The sequence below is a fragment of the Cryobacterium sp. MLB-32 genome (assembly GCF_000738085.1).
In the GTDB taxonomy this organism is placed as follows: domain Bacteria; phylum Actinomycetota; class Actinomycetes; order Actinomycetales; family Microbacteriaceae; genus Cryobacterium.
Window position 1 is genome coordinate 1 of sequence record NZ_JPRS01000079.1, and the last position, 16,200, is coordinate 16,200.

Sequence of the window (16,200 nt, forward strand, 5' to 3'; positions counted from 1 at the left end):
CACCATTAAAGCGCAACAGTCTGACTGCCGAATTCACAACCAGCCCCGTTTAGGCTGGACACATGCGCATTGCCACCTGGAACGTCAACTCCATCCGCGCCAGAGTCGACCGCACCGTGGACTGGATGGTGCGCGAAGACATCGACGTACTCGCCATGCAGGAGATCAAATGCAAGCCGGAGCAGTTCCCGGTGCAGCAGTTCGAGGACGCCGGCTACGAGCTCGCCATCCACGGTCTCAACCAGTGGAACGGGGTGGCATTCGCAAGCCGACACGAGCTGACGGATGTCGCCACCTCCTTCCCGGGCATGCCCGGCTTCCTGAAAGGTCAGGAAGGACCCGACCAGCCGCTCGAGGCCCGCGCGCTCGGCGTCACCGTCAACGGCATGCGCCTCTGGAGCCTCTACGTGCCCAACGGTCGCGCCCTCGAAGACCCGCACTACGCGTACAAGCTCGACTGGCTCGCCGCCCTGCAGCGGCACGCGCAGGCCGAGCTGTCGGCGCAGCCCGAGCTTGCCCTCGCCCTGATGGGTGACTGGAACGTGGCACCGTTCGACGAAGACGTGGGCGACCCCACCCTCATTCCCGGAGTGTCCACCCACATTTCACCATCGGAACGTTCGGCATTCGAAGCCTTCACGGCCGCGGGCCTCACCGATGTCGTGCGCCCCCTCGTGCCGGAGGGTTTCACCTACTGGGACTACAAGCAGCTGCGTTTCCCCCGTAACGAGGGGTTGCGCATCGACTTCATCCTCGGCTCGCGAGCCTTCGCAGACCAGGTGACAGAAGCCAGCATCCACCGCAACGAGCGCAAGGGCGAGGTTCCGAGCGACCACGTTCCGGTTGTCGTCGATCTCGATGTTGAGGGCGAAGACGACGACCGCCCGATGATCTTCTAGGGCACGCGTTGTCAACACCCGAGCCGATTCCGCACGCCTCGGCATCCGTCACCGTATCCATCTCGCGGTGGGTCGACCCGAACCGAATCGGGGAGGCGACCGAGTGGGTTCAGGCGGGCATGGACCTCGCCCACCAGTACCCCGGATTCCTCGGCTCGGGCTGGGTGCGCGCGAGCGAGGACTCGGGGCACTGGCAGATGCTGTACAGGTTCTCCACTGCCCAGCGCCTCGCTGCCTGGGAGAACTCAATCGACCGATCCGAATGGCTGCACGCCGGGCGCGATCTGGTGCTCGATGCCCGCGAGGAGAAGCGCACGGGCATCGAGGGATGGTTCGACGCCCCGCACGAGGCCGAACCGGGCATCGCGATTCTGCCGCCGCCGCGCTGGAAACAGGCCGTGAGCATCTGGCTGGGCTTCTTCCCCCTCAACCTCGCGTTCACTCTCCTCACCACGACGTTCGTGCCGGGGTGGAACGACCTGTGGATCGTCACCAAGGTACTTCTCACCACCTTCGTGCTCACACCGCTCATGGCCTACATCGTGTTGCCGTGGATCACGCGGATGCTTCGCCCCTGGCTGCAGAAGCAGCCGCGCGCCTGAGGGCTACCGTCACACGAGGGTGAAGGTGAGCTCGCCGACTCCGGCGATGCCCCCGGCCACCCGGTCGCCCCGCTCGATCGCCCCAACTCCCGCTGGGGTACCGGTGAAGATGACGTCACCCGGCATCAGGGTGACCGACCGCGACAGGGCCGCGACCACGTCGTTCACCGCCCAGATCTGGTCATTCAGGTCGGCGAGTTGGCGCGTGTCACCGTCGACGCTCAGCCAGATTCCGCCACGCGCCGGGTGTCCAATGGCCTCCGCCGGCACGAGCGGTGAGCAGGGCCCGGAGAAATCGAAGCCTTTCGACAGGTCCCACGGGCGCTTCATCGCCTTCGCCTCGTCTTGCAGGTCCCGCCTCGTGAGGTCGATGCCCGCGCCGTATCCCCAGACGTGACCCAGGGCATCCGCTGCCGGAATGTCGGCACCCTCGCGGCCGATGGCGACGATGAGCTCCATCTCGAAGTGCAGATTCGCCGTCTGCGGGGGGTAGGGGACCTCGTGCGGAGCGATCGCCCTCGACGGCACGCCCTCGGCCACCGCGAACACCGCGTCCGTCGGCTTGGAGAAGAAGAAGGGCGGCTCCCGATCGGGGTCGTTACCCATCTCCCGCGCGTGGTCGGCGTAGTTGCGCCCGACGCAATACACGCGGCGCAGGAAGAACCGCTCGTCGGAGCCCCCGATGGGGAGGCTGAGGGGAATCGGGACGGGCGGAGCGGCAAGCATGGTGTCCTTTCGGAAGCGGTGGTACTTCGTCGGCGGTACGGCCCCAGTCTGGCCGTTCCTCTCCACAGTATTGGTCAACGGGCTAACCTCATGCTGACGTCTGCTGCGGGCGTGACGAAGGAGAACAGGTCTATGGCGAGTCACGTGATCGTGGCCGGGGCGGGCATCGTTGGCCTCTCTACGGCGTATGAACTGGGCCGGCGCGGGCATCGCGTCACGGTTCTCGAGAAGGAACCCGCCGTCGCGGCCCACCAGACGGGAAACAACTCCGGCGTGATCCACTCCGGCTTGTACTACACACCGGGAAGCCTCAAGGCCACGCTCGGCCAAGCCGGCGCGATTTCGATGGAGCGGTTTGCCAGAGAAAACGGCGTGGCCGTCGACATCTGCGGCAAACTTGTCGTCGCCACGACGCAGGCGCAGCTACCTGCTCTCACGCGACTGCACGAGAGGGGCACGGCCAACGGCGTCGACTGCCGTCTCGTGACGCCCGAGGAAGCCCGGGAGTTCGAACCACACGTCAATGCCGTCGCCGCGCTTCGGGTGGAGGCCACGGGCATCGTCGACTATCGGGGCGTCTGCACGGCGCTGCAGGGCCTGATCGAAGGCCTGGGCGGCGAGGTGCTCGTCAACCAGCGCATTGTGGGTGTCGCCACCCACGACGATGCCGTGACGGTCACCACATCGCGCGGTGAGTTCCGCGCCGATGAGTTCGTCAACTGTGCCGGGCTGCACAGCGACCGGATTGCCCGCCTGGCCGGACTCGAACCCGACGTGCGCATCATCCCGTTCCGGGGCGAGTATTTCGAGCTCGCTCCCGAGTCGACCTTCCTGGTGAAGGGCCTCATTTACCCCGTTCCCGACCCGGCCTTCCCCTTCCTCGGCGTGCATCTGACCCGGATGATCGCCGGCGGGGTGCACGCTGGCCCCAACGCGGTCTTCGCGCTCGCCCGCGAAGGCTATACCTGGCTGGACATCAATCCCCGCGACCTGTGGGAGAGCGCCCGCTGGCCCGGCCTGTGGAAGCTGGGCCGCAAGTTCTGGCGCAATGGCCTCGACGAGGTCGCCCGGTCGCTGTCCCGCAGGAAGTTTCTCGCAAGCCTGCGCGAACTCGTACCCGAACTGCCGGACGACAGCCTCGTCCCCACGCACTCCGGGGTGCGCGCACAGGCGATGCGACGCGACGGCAGCCTCGTGGACGACTTCTTCTTCGAACGAGCCAAACGGCAGATTCACGTGCTGAATGCACCGTCCCCGGCGGCCACCGCGGGCCTCGAGATCGGGCGCGCGATCGCCGATGAACTGGTGGCCCAGCGCTGAACACCCCGCCCGTTCAGGCCAGGACGGCAGCGATCACGAGCAGTGCCGGAATCGACGCCACCGTCGTCAGGAGCACGGTGTCGCGCGTGACGATGACGGCCCGGTTGTAGCGGGCCGAGAAGTTGAAGATGTTCTGAGCGGTCGGCAGCGCCGAAACGGCCACGACAGCAAACAACTCGGTGTCTTCGAGCCCGAACACGACACGTCCGAGCAGATAGGCGATCACGGGCATCACGACCACCTTGATGACGCTGGCCACGATGACCTGTTTGCGGCCGGTGCCCCTCTTGAGCAGGTGCTGCCCGTGCAGGGACATCCCGAAAGACATGAGCACCATCGGGATGGCCGCACCGCCGATCAGTTCCAGCGGGGCCACGACCGGAACGGGAAGCTCGATGCCGAGGATGGCGACGGCGATACCGGCCACCGAGGCGATGATCATCGGGTTGCGGAGCGGCTGGGTCAGGATGGATCGGACGGAGGCCCGTCCGCTGGTTGACACGTCCAAAACCGCCAGGATGATCGGCGCGATCAACAGCAGCTGCAGCAGCAGAACCGGCGCCACGTACGTCGCGCTGCCGAGCACGTAGATGGCCACCGGCAGACCGATGTTGTTGGCATTGACGTAGGTCGCCGAGCCGAGACCCAGCGTCGTCTCGGCCACGGGAAGGTGGAAGAACAGGCGGGCCACCACGAGGTAGAGCACGACGCCCACGACGATGGCGCTGAGCACCGTCAGCAGGAAGGCCGAAAAGAGCAAGCCCACGTCCGCGTGTGACAGCACCGTGAAGAGCAGGGCGGGCGTCGCCACGAAGAACGCCAGCCGGTTGAGCACAATTCCCGCACCGGAACCCGCGATGCGGAAGCGCTCGACCAGGTACCCCACCAGGATGACGAATCCGATGATGCCGAAACCTACAAGTACACCACCCATTCACCTGAGCCTAGGGCTACGGGAACGAGGCCCGTCCCGCCCGCGTTGTGCGGTCGGGGGGTATACCGAGCAGGCGACGCACCACTACGCTCTGAGCATGCCTCACCTCGACGTTCCTGGAGCAGCCCTCTACTACGAGACCGCCGGCCACGTTTCGGCCCCCGCACTGGTGCTGCTGCACTCACCGATTGCGCATCTGCGCATGTGGGACCCCCAGGTCGCCGCCCTCGCGGCTCACCACTACGTCATCCGTTTCGATGCCCGTGGCTTCGGAAAGACCGTGAGCGAAGACGTGCAATTCTCAAACCGGGCCGACACCCTGGATCTGCTCGATCATCTGGGCGTGGAAAGCGCCACGCTGATCGGCAGCGGCCGCGGCGCCACCATCGCTCTCGACATCGCGCTGGAGAGCCCCCACCGGGTGACGGGAATCGTCTCGATCGGCGGTGGCCCCAGCGGCTTCCCGGAGATCCCGCTTTCCGCAGCCGAAGATGCGCTCCTCGACTCCCTCGACGAGGCCTTCACCACCAACGACGCGGAACGTCTCGCCCGGCTCGAGGTGGCACTGTGGGCCGTCGGGCCGCTGCGCACCGAGCAGGATCTCGACTCGGACTTCGTGCGGACGGCCACCGATTTCGCTCTCGACAATGTGGCCAGGGCCGCCGAGCGGCCGGTGCCCCTTCCGCTTGACCCGCCCGCAGCGGACCGTGTCGTCGAGATCGCGGTGCCCGCGCTCATCAGCGTGGGCGAATATGACCTCACACCGGCGCTGGCCGAGTACGAATTCCTGCTGGAAATCATGCCGAACGCCAGCGGTTGCACCTTTCGCGACGCGGCTCATTTGCCCAGCGTCGAACATCCGGCGGAGTTTCAACGAGTGCTCGTGAGCTGGCTGGCCCGCAACGGACTGTAGGCCGAGCGGGTCCTCCCCCGGTCGGATCCCTGCCGCATTTTGCCCATTTCCCGGTGGCGCCCCCGCGTGCGCGATTCGGCACGTAACCTGATCGAACAGGCCGAATCAGGGGGTAGACGATGTCAGGCGCTGATTCCGACGCATTCTTCACCGAGCAGGCCGGGCGAGTGCTGTGGCCCCGCACGCCGGCAGACCTCACCGACACCGCCCGCTGCCCTGCGTGCCAGAGCAGCCTCACGTCGCCGTTGTGCGCGACCTGCGGCCTCGATCTTCGCCATCCCGTGGCCGCCGAACTGCTCGCTGTGTCGACGGATGCCGCGGCGGCCCTCGATCGACGCGTCACCCTGATCGGGCGCATCCGCTACGACACCGACCAGGCGTTCGAGAAGGCTGTCCAGGAGGTCGCGGCGACCTCCGAGCGGCCCCTCCAGGCCACGTCCGCTGCCACGCGGCCCCCGACATCGGCGGTGCCGCCGGCCACAACGCTCCCCTCGACCAGCGCCGTTCCGACAGAACCCGTGCTCAGCCCGCCGAGTCCGCCGAGCGAACCGCCGGCCCGGCGCGACCGGCCAGACCAGCCCACTCCGGCCACTCCGGCCGACCCGTCCGACCCGGCCGACCCGGCTCGACCGAAGCGTTCGAGCGTGCAGATCCTGATGCTGATCGTGGGCGTGCTGCTCGTCGCGGTCGCGGCCATCTTCTTCCTCACCCTGGCCTGGCTGTTCGCCGGTCTCGCCGTGCGTTCCGTGATCGGCGCCGTGCTCACGCTCTCCGCTCTCACGCTCGCGGCCGTTCTGCGGCGCAAGCTGCTGGTGGCAACGGCCGAGGGCATCGGCGCCCTCGCCGTGGTGCTCGTGGTGCTCGACGCCTGGGCAGTTCGACAGAACAACCTCTTCGGCCTCGCCTCAACCGATGCGCTGCTGTATTGGGGCGCTGCGCTGGGCGGCTGCAGCGCGCTGTTCTTCGCCTGGCATGCCCTCTCCCGGCTCCGGGTGGCCAGCATGGCCGGTTTTCTGACGGCGCCGGTCAGCCTCGCCCTCGTGGCCACCGGTCTGGCGTCCGACCTGTCGGACTCGACCCGGTTCTTCCTGGCCTTCCTCGGCGCCGCGATCGGCGCGCTCCTGCACCGGGCGACGTTCCCCTCACGCTCGCCGGGTGCCGCCGGGCGCTGGCCGTCGATCGACCGGGTTCCGGAGCGAATGGCGCTGGTCGGCCTCGGGTCACTCGCGCTGGTATCGGCCGCCATCACCGCGGCGACGCTGCAGCCCGACAGCACTGTCGCCCCGCTGTGGAGCCTCGGAGCCGTTACCGTCGTCGCGGTCCTGCACGTGGCCGCCGTTCTGACGTCCCCACCCTCCCCGAGCACCCGAGTCGACTCCGCCGTGACGATCTACCGTGCCTTCGGCTACGGCTCAGCGGTGCTCGCCGCCGTCGCCGCCTGCACGATCGCGCCCGTGATGGCCGGGCGCGCTGACAGCCTGCCACTGCTCATCACGGCACCGGTACTGGTGTCCGTCACGCTCGCTCTGGCGTTCGAGCTGATCGGCCGACGCCGGGCTGCGTCGCCGGCGCGGCGGGCGTCGCTCGCCGCGGCATCGACGGCCGCCGCCATGGCAGCCCTCTTCGCGATCGTCGTTGTGGGCTTCGCCGTCTTGCCTCTCTGTCTCGCCCTCACCGGCGCACTGACCGGCGGTGGCGACCCGGTGGCCGACCCGTCCACCGAGAACTGGTGGGCACTGTTCACTCTCGCCGCCACGGGAGGCGTCGCCGCCCTGTTCTGGTCCCGCGGCGCGCTGTTCCGTGCGCGTCGCCCGTATCTGGCCTGGCTCACCACCGCGATCATCATCGTCGCCGTTCCCTTCGCCGGAGCCCTGTGGCTCGTTCTCACCCTCTTCGTGCTCGTGGGCTCCGCCGCGTTGGCCGTGCTCCTGCGCGGGCCGCGACATCCACTCGGCTCACTCCGGGTTCAGGTGGTTGCCCTCCTCTGCGCCGCAACAACAGGCGCCTACGTGATCAGTTGGGCAAGCACCGCAACCTGGTGGGTGGGAACGCTTTTCGTGGCGACCGTGCTGATGACCGCCCGCCGGCTCTGTGACGCGGGGACCGAGCAGGTAAACCGCAGCATCCTGCTCTCGGGCGCTCTTGTGGTCTCGCTGAGCGCCGCCGGAATCGCGCCATGGGCTCTCACCCTGGGTCTGAACCCGTCGGGCCAGACCACGGCCGTCAACGTGGTGATCGGCCTGGCTCTGGCCACCGGCCTGTTCCAGCTGATGCTCTCCCTCGCTCCGCGGCGCCTCTTCTCCGACACGGAGCGCTGCTGGGCGTTCTACACCCTCCTGCTGCCCACCGTGATCGTGTTCTTCGTTCCCGTCGCGACGCTGGCCGGCCGGCTCACGACCACCGAACGCGCGAACCTGCTGCTGAGCGTCCCGCCCACCGCGGTGCTGTCCGCGGCGTTGCTCGGCGCCGCGGCAACAACGTGGGTGCTTCGCGCTCCCGAAACCGCGACCCTGCGCTGGCCACGACTCATCGCCGCTGCGGCTCTGGCCCCGGTGCTTCTGCTCGTCGTCGCGGGGCTGGTCGAGCCGACGGATGCCGTGACCACCGCCGCCGGAATCATCGCACCGCTCGTGGCACTGGCGGCCTGTGCCTTTGCGCTCATTCGGGCCACCGACCAGGCCCGGCCTGCTCTGGAGATCGGGGCCGCCCTGATCCTCGTTCCGAGCCTCGTCGTGACGCTGGTGAACGAGCGGCCGTTGGGCTGGCTCGCCCTTCTGATCGCAGGGCTCGCGGCAGCCATCGTCGCTGTGGCGCCCGACGGGCTCTTCGCGTCCCGCTCAGCCAGACGACACGTCGGCTGGCTCGCGATCGGGCTCGGCACGGCGGGCCTGTGGCTGGGGCTGGTGCGCGCGGGCACCGAGGCGGTTGAGCCGTACGTGCTGCCCGTCGCCGCGGTGCTGCTCGGAATCGCCGCCCTCATCCGACGCTTCGGCCGTGTCCCCCGGGCAGACACGGCGAGCCCGGTCGCCTCCTTCCTCACGCTGGTCGGCCTGGTGGTGGCACTCGTGCCGCTGGCTATCGTCGGCCAGTCCGGCTCACTCCTCCGGCCCCTCCTTGTCGGCGCGCTCTCCGCCGTGCTGCTGCTTGGCGCGAGCTGGATTCGATGGACCCCTCCCCGGTCCGGCTACCTGGCCGCCGCGGGTGCGGCCGGAGGGCTGGCCCTGTTCGTCACCGCTGCCGGGCGAATCTTCGGCGGGCTCGGGCAACCGGGAATACCCGACGGGCGGCTGGAAATCTGGCTTCTGGTGCCGTGCGCCTGCGCGGTGGTCGCCGCGATCCTGCTCACGCGGTCAGGCCACTCGGCAGGTCACCGCGTGCGCCCGACCGCGAGCCGCGCGCTCGTGCTCGCTGCCGTCATTCTGGCGACGACCGCGGAGATGACCACGATGCGTGCCGCCCCAAACCCCGCCGACGCCACCCTTCTGGCCCTGCGGGTCGCCCTGCTGGTGCTCGTGCTCAGCGGACTGCACGTACTCGCCCTTCGTCGCCCCGCCGCGCCGCTCGGCGCGGCCGTCGCCTGGTCCAGCATCACGCTCGCCGGGGTCGCCGCGCTCTCCGCCCTGTCGGTCGAGGCGGTGCACCCGTTCGAGCTCCTGACCGTACCTGTCGGTCTGGCTCTCGTGCTGGGCCACCTGGACAGCGCGGGATCCCCCGCCGGCACGGGAGTGACGGCGAACCAGCAACGCGCGGTCGTCGTCACCGCCGGCCTCATGATCGCCGTGCTCCCCAGCGCCGTGGCCGCCGGGGACGGCAGCCTGCTGCGGCCGATCCTGGCGCTCCTCGCGGGGGGCACCCTCGCCATCACCGGGGCGCTGCTCACCCCTCAGGCGCGCTTCAGTGGCATCGCCGGCCCGTTGGCCGGCGTCGGCCTGCTCGCGGTAGCGGTGACCGCCATCGCTCGCATCGGCTCCCTGCCTGCGGTCGCACCCAGCGGCCCCGACGGTCGACTCGAAGGCTGGTTGGTTCCCACGATTCTGCTGCTGAGCGCCGCTGGCGCCGGCCTGATCATCGCAAACCGTCGGGCGCTCACCGACGCGCCTGCTGCGTCCACCCGTGTCGACCCGGCGCGTTCCGCCGTGGCGATTCGGGTGGGCTATGGAATCATCGCCGTGGCACTGGTCGCACTCACGCTCGCCGAATCTTCCGCCCTCGGCTTCACGCCGCTGGCCACGGCACGAGCGGTTACCCTGGTCTGGCTGCTCGCGGGGGTGCACCTGGCCCTGCTCTGGCTGGATCGCAGTCGTGAAGGCCGCCAGCTGGGCTGGATCGCGGTGAGCCTCGCCGGGTGCGCCGCTTTGGCGGGCGTTCTGCACGCCGCGGCCGACCCCCTCGAGATCCTCACGGTACCCCTCGCCGTGGCACTCCTCCTGTCGGGCTGGCTGCACCTCGAGCGCACACCGGCCGCGCGCAGCTGGCGCTGGTGCGCTCCGGGCCTGCTCCTGCTTCTCGTGCCGTCGCTGCTGTCGGATGTGGGCGGCAGCGCTCTCTGGCGCATCGTTGCCCTCGGGGTGGTCGCCGTGATCGTGGTCGTGACCGGCCTGGTACGGCGGCTTCAAGCCCCGTTCGTGATCGGGGCGGTGGTCTTGCTGATCCACGGCACGGCCCAGCTGTGGCCGTGGATCTCGCTGGCCTACGGAGCTGTTCCGTGGTGGCTCTGGCTTGGGGTCGGTGGCATCCTGCTGATCGTGCTCGCCGCGCGCTACGAGCAGCGCATCCGTAACCTCACGTCCATCGCACTGAAGATCTCGGCTCTGCGGTGACCGTCGTCTAGTCCAGCTGGATGCCCTCGGGGGCGAGAGCTTCGCGCCCGACCCAGTCGTCCATGGAACGGTAGACGCCGAAGCCTCGGGCCACCCGATCCCAGAGCGGCAGGGGCAGGGTGCCCCGGAGGGCCCTGCCCAGAAAGACGGTCCACGGCATCATGAGCATGGGCCGGCCGGCGAGCATTGCCCGCCAGACCCGGTCGACGACGTATTCCGGCGTCATCAGCGGGGTGAACAGGGGACCGCGCGCACCATCGAACATGCCGGTCGAAATGTAGCTCGGGCACACCGTTGTCACCTTGACCTGGCCGTAGCCCTGTTGGGCGAGCTCGAGGCGCAGCGAATCGCTCCAGCCGATCAGGGCGGCCTTCGACGCGGCGTACACGCTCATGCGCGGGTTGGACAGCGTGCCGGCGGCCGAGGCGATGTTCACGATGCGCGACTCGCGCCGACCGTTCGTCATCATGTGCGGCAGGAATTCACGCGTGATGTACATGGGCGCCAGGGCATTGATCTTCATCGTGGGACGAATATCGTCGCCACTGGAGTGGTCCCAGAAGAGCTTGCCCCGAATGATTCCGGCGTTGTTGATCACGATGTCGGGGTCGCCCACCTCGGTGCGCACCCGTTGGGCGGTCTGCGCGATCGCGCCCAGATCGGCGATGTCCACGACGAACGGTGTAATCACCGTGCCGCCCTTCGCACGCTGGGTCAGCACGGCGGCCGTGGAGGCCAGGCCCGCGGCATCCCGGTCCCACAGGATCACGGCCTTCGCGCCCTCGGCGACTGCCCGTTCGGCATACAGGCGCCCCATCCCCCCGGCTGCCCCGGTAATCAACACACGCGCTCCAGCAACGGTTCGGCTCATGTACCCATCATCGCAACTTCTGCACCGCATACTGTGACGTTTAGCTTCGCATTTCTCGGCGCGGGGCTTCCTTATGCGTCGGCCGGTCGGCAACATCTCATCGTTTCAGGACGAGAACGCTCCGCGCCGCATCTTGGAGGTTGCGAAGGAGGCTAGACGAACATCAGAACGAAGCCGACGATAGCGGAGACAACACCGACGCCCACGAGGATGATGCCGGTCAGGCGCAGGGCTCGCCCGTCGTGACTCGGGTCATCGGTGCGGCACCGTTCCGGCGAGCGCGGCAGAAACCACACGATGATGTCATCTCCCGGCACCAGCCCGTGCGACTCGTGGGTGTTCTGATGTCCGGCGTGCACGTCGCCCTCCTCATCGAACCAGCGGATGACGGATCCGTTCTTCGACACGGCGATCACGCCGTCGGTCTTGACCCAGCGATGGCTGATCCCGCGCACGATCAGGCCGATGATCAGCAGGGGAACTCCGGCCACGAGGCCCACGAGCGTCAGAATCTCGCTGATGATGCCGGCCATCGAGTTTCCGTCCAACACGTCCGCCATCCCTAGTCGAAATCCGTATGCATTCCTGTGACTAAATGTTATCGGCTGGGCACCGCGCCCGTTTCCGCCGCCGCTCCCGGCCGTCTGCCTGCACCGTAGTCTGAAACCATGCGATTCGGACTGTTTGTACCCCAAGGCTGGCGTCATGACCTCGTTGGCATTGAGCCAGCCGAGCAATGGTCGGCGATGAGCGGACTCGCCGCGCACGCCGATGCGGGGCCGTGGGAGTCGATCTGGGTGTACGACCACTTCCACACCGTGCCGGTGCCGAGTGAAGAAGCCACACACGAAGCCTGGACGCTGATCGCAGCGTTTGCCGCCACCACGAAGCGCGTGCGCCTCGGTCAGATGTGCACCTGCATGAGCTACCGCAACCCCGCATACCTCGCCAAGATCGCGGCCACGGCCGATCTGATCTCAGGCGGACGCGTCGAAATGGGCATCGGTGCCGGCTGGTATGAACACGAGTGGCGCGCCTACGGCTACGGCTTTCCCCGCCCGGGAGAGCGTCTGGCCCGCCTCGACGAGGGCGTGCAGATCATGAAGCAGGCCTGGACCACCGGCACGGCCACCCTTGATGGCGAGCACTACCACGTGGACGGCGCGATCGTGCGGCCGCTTCCCCTGCAGGAGGGCGGCATCCCCATCTGGATCGCGGGCGGCGGCGAGAAGGTCACGCTGCGCATCGCAGCGCAGCACGCCGACTACACGAACTTCGACGGCTCTCCGGAGGGCTTCACCCACAAGAGCGACATTCTGCGGGAGCACTGCCTCGCGCAGGGCACGGACTTCGACCGCATTGTGCGCTCGGCCAACTACAACACCGTCATCGGCGCGACCGAGGCCGAGTCGCCGACCGCCTCGACGTGATCCAGGAGCGGGTCACGCCGCATCTGGGCGAAGCCGGCGCGGAGGCGTTCATGGCCGAGTACCGCAGCGGCGACGCGCAGGGGGTCGGTACGCCCGAGCAGATCGTGGACCGCCTCAGCGGCATGAAGGACCGCGGCCTGGGCTATGCCATCCATTATTTCCCCGAGGCCGCCTACGATCGAACCGGCCTGACCCTCTTCGAGCGCGAGGTCATTCCTGCGCTGCTCTAACCACGCGCTCGGGCCGTGGGGCGGCGAGTGAGATACTCGAATCACGAGTCAGGCAACAACAGGAGCAACCGCAATGCCCAGCACGAACCCCGCCGTCCCCGCCGCGGCCCTGTCAATTCACTGGCAGGAAGACGGCGCAGAACACTCGGCCCTCTGGCGCTCTGAGAGCGGTTGGGCACCGCCGAAACGCGTAGTACTGGCCGACGACCGACTCACGGCCGACGCGGCCTACCGGCTAGCGGCATCCGGCACCGGCATGTTGTGGCGTGGTGACTTCCACAACGCCCGCCAGCTGCTGAGCGCGCTGGCGCGCCGGATCGACCGCGGCACTCGAGCGCGAGACCGAGACCTGACAGCCGCGTTCCGCCGTCACCGCACCGAGGCCGTGCGGCGCGCCCACCTGCTGGGCCTGCTGCTCATTCCCCTCGACGCCGACTTCACCATTCCCCTCCGCCGGGCGCCCGATGCGCGGCAGGCATGCCGGGAAACGTACGGAACGGCATCCGTCGACTCGGTGGTGGCGCTGCGCGAGGTGATGGGTGTCATCGGCGCGCATGAATGGCGCACCAAAGGGGTGGAGATCGCGGCCCTCGGCGAGCGCATCCACCCGCACTACGGCGTCTTCTCCCCCATCCGCGGCGAGTATCTCGACCTGGTGGCGACGGCGCCGCTACCCGGCACCGCGCTGGCCTTCGACATCGGAACCGGCACCGGCGTGCTCTCGGCGATTCTCGCCCGCCGTGGCGTCAAGCACGTGGTGGGTACCGATCAGGAGGCCCGCGCCCTCGCCTGTGCCCGGGAGAACGTGTCCCGGCTCGGCTTCGACGACCGAGTCGACATCGTGGAGGCCGACCTGTTTCCGCCCGGGCGCGCGCAGCTCGTGGTGTGCAATCCCCCGTGGATTCCCGCGCCCGCCGTCACCGCCACCGACTTCGCCGTGTACGACCCGGAGAGCCGCATGCTGCGTGGCTTTCTGTCCGGCCTCGCCGAGCACCTCGAGCCCGGCGGAGAGGGCTGGCTCATCATCTCCGACATCGCCGAGCGCCTGGGCCTGCGCTCGCGCGGCGAGCTGCTCGACCTGATCGAAGACTCCGGGCTTGCGGTCGTGGCCCGCATGGACACGCGCCCCGAGCACGCTCGCGCCTTCGATCAGGCCGATCCCCTGCACGCCGCGCGCTCCGCCGAGGTCACCTCGCTGTGGCGTCTGCGCGCGCTGGCCACGGAATGACGACGACGGACGCTGGGACGGGCCGGTCGGCGCGTCTCGACGCTCTGCCGTTTACCCGCGAGCACCGCAGACTGCTTGTGGGTTCCGGCACCGGTTGGGCGCTCGACGCCATGGACGTGGGGCTCATCTCCTTCGTGCTCGCCCAGCTCGCCGTGCAGTGGCAGGCGACGAGCACCGAGCTCTCGTTCATCGCCTCCGCGGGTTTCGTGGGCATGGCCATCGGCGCCGGCCTCGGCGGGCTGCTCGCCGACCGCATCGGTCGACGACAGGTCTTCGCGCTCACCCTTCTTATATACGGACTCGCCACCGGCGCATCCGCGCTCTCCGGCTCGATAGCCGTGCTCATCGCCTGGCGATTCGTGGTGGGCCTCGGCCTGGGTGCCGAGCTGCCGGTGGCCTCGACGCTCGTGAGCGAATTCGCTCCCCCGCGCATCCGCGGCCGCATCATCGTGTTTCTCGAGTCGTTCTGGGCCGTGGGCTGGACCCTCGCCGCCGTGATCGGTTTTCTCGTCGTGCCGGCCTCAGCGGATGGCTGGCGCTGGGCGCTGGCCATCGGTGCAGCCCCCGCGATCTATGCCGTCGTCGTGAGGCTGGGGCTGCCGGAATCGGTACGGTTCCTCGAATCGAAGGGGCGTCACCGCGAGGCGGAGGCAACCGTGCGCCGCTTCGAGGAGTCGGCCGGGCTGGCCGCGCCGAGCGCCGAGGTACCAGCCCCGGCTCCCGTTCCCGTTCCCGCGGCGGCGAAGTCGCGCGTCTCGGCTCTGTGGTCTCCGGGCCTCCGCCGACGCACGGGGGCGCTCTGGCTCGTCTGGTTCTGCGTCAACTTCTCCTACTACGGCGCGTTCATCTGGCTGCCGACCATCCTCGTGGCATCGGGTTTCTCCCTCGTACGGTCGTTCGCGTACACGCTCATCATCACCGTGGCCCAATTGCCGGGGTACGCGGCATCCGCTTTTCTGATCGAACGGTGGGGCCGCCGCCGCACACTCGCGGTGTTCCTGGCCGGCTCGGCCGTCTCCGCCGTGCTGTTCGGCCTTGCGGGCGACACCATGCAGGTGATCGCCGCCGGCATGCTCCTGTCGTTCTTCAACCTCGGGGCGTGGGGAGCGTTGTATGCGGTGACTCCCGAGATCTATCCGACGCGCATCCGTGCCACCGGGGCTGGCTGGGCCGCCGGGATCGGGCGCATCGCCGCCATTCTGGCTCCGCTCGCGGTGCCGCTGCTGCGCGACGTGGGGGGCACCAGCCTGCTGTTCGCGGTCTTCGCCGCCTTCTTCGTGGTCGCCGCCCTCGGGGCCTTCGGCTTGCCCGAAAAGCAGGGCGAGGCCCTCGAGGACTGACCTGGCGCCGCGAGATGCCAACATCCGCCTCATGAAGAGCAGCACTACCGAGGCAGCACTCTGTCTCATGTGTCCAGGTTGTAGCCGGTGAGGCCGGTGCGGCCGCCCACCACGTAGTCGCCGTCTCCCGCATCGAGGCCAGCCATGAGGATGCCGCCCGGCGAGAACACGGCCGAGTGCAAGTCGCCCCGATTCACGTCGCACGGGTAAATATCACTCCCCGCAGTGACCCTGACCAGATCGGCGGATCCGTCTCCGGGCCGGTCGGCCAAGAATCCGTCCCGATACGTGGAACACGCATAAATCCCCTTCTTGGCGCGAGCGATTGAACGCCGGTCAGCAAATCGAGAGTCACCACCGTTCCGCCGACGTCGACAGGTCGTTGCGTTGAGCGACTGTAAAACGCTGAATCCTTCGCAAAGGCCGCCGTCGGGTCGTCCCCGAGCGGAACCGTCCAGTCAATTCTTCCGGTCTGTTCGTCGACCCCGATGAGATCCATATCAAGATGAGAAAAGGTGAAGTCGGGATTGTCCTTGTCCGCCTTCGTGGAGACAGTCAGTCGACCCGAGTTCCACCGGCACATGGGCACCAGCCGCTTCACGAGTTTGGCCGGCACCGCGGCTGTTATGCATTCACCGACCCCCGCAAGACTCCACACGGTCTCTCCGGTTTCGCGGCTGAGCGCAACAACGCGCTGTTCGGTCAGGTCATAGGAGTACTGCTCACGGTCACTGAGTCCCGGCTCATACGTGGCACCCGACCCAATGAGCAATCCGTCAGGATCGCTCTTCTCCCATGACCAGCCGCCATCGGACGAGTATCCCCGACCAAACACCTCCGTGTAGGGCCGCTGCCACGCCGTCTTGCCGGCAGCGCTGTACCCCAGC

13 protein-coding genes and 1 pseudogene are annotated in these 16,200 nt (G+C 68.3%); 8 read left to right on the forward strand and 6 right to left on the reverse strand.

Going from position 1 to position 16,200, the window contains the following annotated elements; translation table 11 throughout:
• Positions 1-62 precede the first annotated feature (62 nt).
• Both JF66_RS09865 and JF66_RS09870 read left to right on the forward strand, forming a co-directional pair.
• A complete protein-coding gene (locus JF66_RS09865) occupies positions 63-899 on the forward strand; it encodes an exodeoxyribonuclease III (RefSeq protein WP_035877449.1) in 837 nt (278 codons plus the stop codon).
• Positions 900-907: 8 nt separating this feature from the next.
• Positions 908-1,501 (forward strand): antibiotic biosynthesis monooxygenase, encoded by a 594-nt coding sequence (locus tag JF66_RS09870; protein ID WP_051973373.1) that lies wholly within the window; start codon positions 908-910, stop codon positions 1,499-1,501.
• Between the two features lie 9 nt (positions 1,502-1,510).
• On the opposite strand, the gene JF66_RS09875 is transcribed toward JF66_RS09870, so the two are convergent.
• Complete coding sequence (locus JF66_RS09875; RefSeq protein WP_231556366.1) at positions 1,511-2,305, reverse strand: fumarylacetoacetate hydrolase family protein; 795 nt, start codon at positions 2,303-2,305, stop codon at positions 1,511-1,513.
• A gap of 54 nt (positions 2,306-2,359) precedes the next feature.
• Here JF66_RS09875 and lhgO point away from each other — a divergent pair, with 54 nt between their 5' ends.
• Entirely contained in the window at positions 2,360-3,547 is a 1,188-nt protein-coding gene (gene lhgO, locus JF66_RS09880) for an L-2-hydroxyglutarate oxidase (RefSeq protein WP_035877451.1), read from the forward strand.
• A 13-nt stretch (positions 3,548-3,560) separates the two neighbouring features.
• On the opposite strand, the gene JF66_RS09885 is transcribed toward lhgO, so the two are convergent.
• Entirely contained in the window at positions 3,561-4,481 is a 921-nt protein-coding gene (locus tag JF66_RS09885) for an AEC family transporter (protein WP_035877452.1), read from the reverse strand.
• 97 nt (positions 4,482-4,578) lie between these two features.
• On the opposite strand from JF66_RS09885, the gene JF66_RS09890 reads away from it, so the two are divergent.
• Together JF66_RS09890 and JF66_RS09895 are read left to right on the forward strand one after the other, a co-directional pair.
• Positions 4,579-5,394, forward strand: a complete 816-nt coding sequence (locus JF66_RS09890) for an alpha/beta fold hydrolase (protein ID WP_035877453.1) — start codon at positions 4,579-4,581, stop codon at positions 5,392-5,394.
• Between the two features lie 119 nt (positions 5,395-5,513).
• On the forward strand, positions 5,514-10,214 hold the full coding sequence (locus JF66_RS09895) for an SCO7613 C-terminal domain-containing membrane protein (RefSeq protein ID WP_035877455.1): 4,701 nt from the start codon (positions 5,514-5,516) through the stop codon (positions 10,212-10,214).
• A gap of 7 nt (positions 10,215-10,221) precedes the next feature.
• On the opposite strand, the gene JF66_RS09900 is transcribed toward JF66_RS09895, so the two are convergent.
• Together JF66_RS09900 and JF66_RS09905 are read right to left on the reverse strand one after the other, a co-directional pair.
• The gene (locus JF66_RS09900) at positions 10,222-11,085 is read right to left on the reverse strand and encodes an SDR family oxidoreductase (RefSeq protein ID WP_035877456.1); all 864 of its coding nucleotides are present in this window, start codon (positions 11,083-11,085) and stop codon (positions 10,222-10,224) included.
• A 152-nt stretch (positions 11,086-11,237) separates the two neighbouring features.
• The gene (locus tag JF66_RS09905; protein ID WP_051973374.1) at positions 11,238-11,645 is read right to left on the reverse strand and encodes a hypothetical protein; all 408 of its coding nucleotides are present in this window, start codon (positions 11,643-11,645) and stop codon (positions 11,238-11,240) included.
• A gap of 108 nt (positions 11,646-11,753) precedes the next feature.
• Between JF66_RS09905 and JF66_RS09910 the strand changes: the two are divergent.
• The 3 genes and pseudogenes from JF66_RS09910 to JF66_RS09920 all read left to right on the forward strand — a co-directional run bounded on the left by JF66_RS09910 (position 11,754) and on the right by JF66_RS09920 (position 15,313).
• Positions 11,754-12,745 (forward strand): annotated as a pseudogene (locus JF66_RS09910) (LLM class F420-dependent oxidoreductase).
• 73 nt (positions 12,746-12,818) lie between these two features.
• Positions 12,819-13,973, forward strand: a complete 1,155-nt coding sequence (locus JF66_RS09915; RefSeq protein ID WP_051973375.1) for a class I SAM-dependent methyltransferase — start codon at positions 12,819-12,821, stop codon at positions 13,971-13,973.
• Positions 13,970-15,313 (forward strand): MFS transporter, encoded by a 1,344-nt coding sequence (locus tag JF66_RS09920; RefSeq protein ID WP_035877458.1) that lies wholly within the window; start codon positions 13,970-13,972, stop codon positions 15,311-15,313. The genes JF66_RS09915 and JF66_RS09920 overlap by 4 nt, the downstream gene beginning before the upstream one ends.
• A 65-nt stretch (positions 15,314-15,378) precedes the next feature.
• Here JF66_RS09920 and JF66_RS25015 read toward each other — a convergent pair whose 3' ends face one another.
• Together JF66_RS25015 and JF66_RS23570 are read right to left on the reverse strand one after the other, a co-directional pair.
• Positions 15,379-15,510 carry a hypothetical protein gene (locus JF66_RS25015; protein ID WP_255351523.1) on the reverse strand — a complete coding sequence of 44 codons (132 nt, stop codon included), beginning with the start codon at positions 15,508-15,510 and terminating at the stop codon, positions 15,379-15,381.
• Positions 15,507-16,200: hypothetical protein (locus JF66_RS23570; protein ID WP_035877460.1), on the reverse strand; the 694-nt coding region annotated here is incomplete at its 5' end. The genes JF66_RS25015 and JF66_RS23570, both read right to left, overlap by 4 nt.